At 74.3% G+C, this 534-nt stretch carries 1 protein-coding gene; it reads left to right on the top strand.

Annotation, left to right across the window (positions count from 1 at the left end):
• A partial coding sequence (locus CCN56_RS41055; RefSeq protein ID WP_256962455.1) for a YccS/YhfK family membrane protein occupies positions 1 to 534 on the top strand: 534 nt, incomplete at both ends.

Below are 534 nucleotides of genomic sequence, written 5' to 3'. Positions count from 1 at the left end.
CCGGGCTCAAGCCCGCCCCCTCGCCGATCCCCTGGGCGGCCGTTCTCCGGGCGTCCGTCGCCCTCTCCGTGCCGCTCGCCGTGGGGATGGCGACGCACCAGCCCGCGTACGGCGCGCTCGTGTCCATGGGGGCGCTGTCCGGGGTCATCGGAGACACCGCCGACGCCTACCGGATGCGGGTCTTCAACATCGCGGTGCCGCAGCTGTTCGGCGCCCTCGGGGTGACCCTCGGGACCCTCGTCTTCGGGGAGGGATGGGTCGCGGTCATCGCCCTCACCCTCGTCGCCCTGGTCTCCGGGATGATCTCCTCGATCGGCGCCGTCGCCTCCGTGTCCGGGCTGCTCCTGCTCCTCAACGCCGTCGTCGGTGCCGGCCTCCCCATGCCCGACCCCTGGTGGAAGGCGCCCGTCCTGCTCACCATGGGCGGGCTGTTCGTCCTCGCCCTGACGCTCCTCGGCTGGCCCATGCGCCGCGCCGCGCCCGAGCGGGAGGCCGTGGCCGCCACCTACCGCGCCGTCGCCGAGCTGTACGAGG

The organism is Streptomyces sp. NRRL B-24572, from assembly GCF_002156145.1.
Classification (GTDB): domain Bacteria; phylum Actinomycetota; class Actinomycetes; order Streptomycetales; family Streptomycetaceae; genus Streptomyces; species Streptomyces vietnamensis.
Note: the sequence above shows the minus strand (reverse complement) of the source record. Positions and strands in the feature narration are given on the sequence as shown.